The 2,544-nt window shown below is 37.7% G+C and carries 4 protein-coding genes; 3 read left to right on the top strand and 1 reads right to left on the bottom strand.

The genetic code is table 11. The features are described 5' to 3' along the window. The 3 genes from PSN35_RS07005 to PSN35_RS07015 form a co-directional block, all read left to right on the top strand. Positions 1–431: insulinase family protein (locus PSN35_RS07005; protein WP_300031389.1), on the top strand; the 431-nt coding region annotated here is incomplete at its 5' end. A 35-nt stretch (positions 432–466) separates the two neighbouring features. Next, positions 467–811 carry a gamma-glutamylcyclotransferase family protein gene (locus PSN35_RS07010; protein WP_300031392.1) on the top strand — a complete coding sequence of 115 codons (345 nt, stop codon included), beginning with the start codon at positions 467–469 and terminating at the stop codon, positions 809–811. 116 nt (positions 812–927) lie between these two features. Beyond that, a complete protein-coding gene (locus PSN35_RS07015; RefSeq protein WP_300031395.1) occupies positions 928–2,187 on the top strand; it encodes a hypothetical protein in 1,260 nt (419 codons plus the stop codon). Between the two features lie 236 nt (positions 2,188–2,423). Here PSN35_RS07015 and PSN35_RS07690 read toward each other — a convergent pair whose 3' ends face one another. Further along, positions 2,424–2,528: a DUF3400 domain-containing protein gene (locus tag PSN35_RS07690; RefSeq protein ID WP_367183413.1), complete on the bottom strand. Its 105-nt coding sequence runs from the start codon at positions 2,526–2,528 to the stop codon at positions 2,424–2,426. Positions 2,529–2,544 lie beyond the last annotated feature (16 nt).

Raw genomic sequence — 2,544 nt, forward strand, 5'->3', positions numbered from 1 at the left:
GTAGCGGATTAACCTCAATGCTAAGTGATGAGATTCGTGAGAAAAATGGCCTGGCGTATTCGGTATCAAGTCGCTTAACCAAAATGAAGTCAGATGGTTATTTTTTAATTAAATTGCAAACCAAAAATTCTCAAACCAGTAAGGCAAGGAAAATTGCTATCCAAACGCTGAATAATTTTATTAATAACAATATTAATGAGCAAAAATTACAAGATGGCAAAGATAATATCATCGGCGGCTTTGCACTACAAACTGCATCCAATGCCAATATCTTAACTTACCTTTCTATTATCGGTTTTTATAATTTACCACTGGATTATTTAGACATCTTTACTGATAAAATTAAGGATATTAATGCACAAGATGTTCAAAATGCCTTTGCGCGTTTGATTGACACTGACAAACTTATTATATTGAGTGTAGGGCAGTAAGTAACATACAATAGTCTTTTGGGAGGGCAAGAACGATGATCAATGAAACTGTATTGCTATTTTCGTATGGCACCTTGCAAAATTCCACCGTGCAACAAAAAACCTTTGGACGCGAACTTGTTGGTTATAAAGATGAACTGCTTAACTACAAATTAGAAATGATTAAAATTCAAGATAAGCGTGTGGTTAAACTCAGTGGTGAAGCTTGTCACCCAATCGCAGTATCCAGTCAATCTGACACTATATCAGGCAAGGTGTTTGAAATTAGTGCTGAAGAATTAGCACAATCAGATGAATATGAAGTTGATGAGTATCAGCGCGTGTTGGGGGAAATGGTATCAGGCATACCTGCTTGGGTGTATGTTGAGTGCAAGGAATAAAAATTTATCCGCAAGGGAGATTAGCACTACAAAGAGCCTAATCAAAGTTTTGATGCTGATTACTGGAGTAATTACATTAGACTTGTTATAATTCAACTTTTATTTGGAGATATGCTGTGAATAGCAACTCACTACTTAGTGCTTCAAGTATGATTCTCAATGCAGGATTAATTCTCGTAGCATTATTTGCTCTTTATTATCTTCGCAAACCCAAGCTCCAAAAAAGCGAGTCATGGCAAGCAACTCTAACACCATTATCATCAATTATTGGCAGTGGCTTCCTGATTATGTCACCGTTACTAGCCAGTGTTGTCGGCGCACTTTCACCAGTTGCTGTAATAGGTATTGTCTTACTAGCGTACGCCATTGGTAGTGTAATACGATTTAATATTATCCATGTCGAACCACGAATAAAAAATGGTTCTTTATCGAAAAAAACCAAAGAAGTAGAAAGCTTAGGTGGTATAGCACTGGTTCTTGCCTATATGGTAGCCGTCGCGTTTTATATATCGTTACTATCTTCCTTTTTATTGAGTTATCTCGGTATCGACAACATCGATGCTGAACGATGGCTAACAACAGTCATCATTCTCTTTATTGCATTTGTTGGATACAAGCGTGGACTAGGTGGACTGGAAAAACTAGAAGCTGTATCAATGACTGTGCAGCTCTCTATTGTGGTGTCATTATTATTGGGTTTAGGTGTTTTTTCTTATGTGTTTTACACATCGGGCGAAAGCTTAAGCTTTGATTATCCACAACGTGACATTAGCACACAGATACGCATACTTGCAGGTGCATTACTGGTGGTGCAAGGCTTTGAAACATCACGTTTTCTTGGTGAAAAATATAGCCCAGAGATGCGCGTTGCTACAATGAAAAAAGCACAAATCATTTCAGGAATACTCTATGTAGTTTCAGTTATCCTCTTTTTGCCCGTTGTTCAGTACCTTGACCTTCAACATATCCAGTTAGCAAAAATTGTTGATGTAACTGGTCAGGCTGCATTGGTATTACCTTTTATGTTGATTGTTGCAGCATTGATGAGTCAATTTAGTGCTGCAGTTGCCGACACAGGTGGTGGTGGAGGGTTGTTAAGTGAGAATAGTGGTAAAAAGCTATCTACGCACATAAGTTATTTAGGTATATCACTTTGCGCTGTATTACTAGTTTGGACAGTTGATTTAATTGAAATCATCACTCTCGCCTCTCGTGCATTTGCTTTTTACTATTTTTTACAGGCGCTACTTGCTCTTAATTTTTGTTATCGTGATTGTTCTCCAGAATCACGAATGACTATGTGGAGACGCATACTATTTATGAGTGTTGCAATAACTCTTTTGTACATTATTTTCTTTGCTATTCCTGCTGAATAATTGAATTCTTATAGAAAGAACTGTTACTGTTCTTACAGATTGCAAGGCATTGCAGCAATATCTATATATAACATGTTGTTCAACCTTGGCAAGCGCATACAACGCGTCTTCAGGTTAGCGCTACCATTAGAGCCGACCGCAGGGCAGTTTCTAACGGTGTGGCGGTATAGATTTTCTTATTAAACCGCCTGCGGCACTTTATTTAACAAGCCAATCAAACCTGTCTGAAATATTGATTAAAGCAATACTTTTTCGATATTAACTGATTTTATAAAGTCTTTTTGCCAATGCTTGCCTAGTTGTTGCTCGGCAATAAGCTCGATTGGATAAACAGGCTCAATGCTAGTGGTGCTTTGA

The sequence above is a fragment of the Candidatus Thioglobus sp. genome, from assembly GCF_028599055.1.
Classification (GTDB): Bacteria; Pseudomonadota; Gammaproteobacteria; order PS1; family Pseudothioglobaceae; genus Thioglobus_A.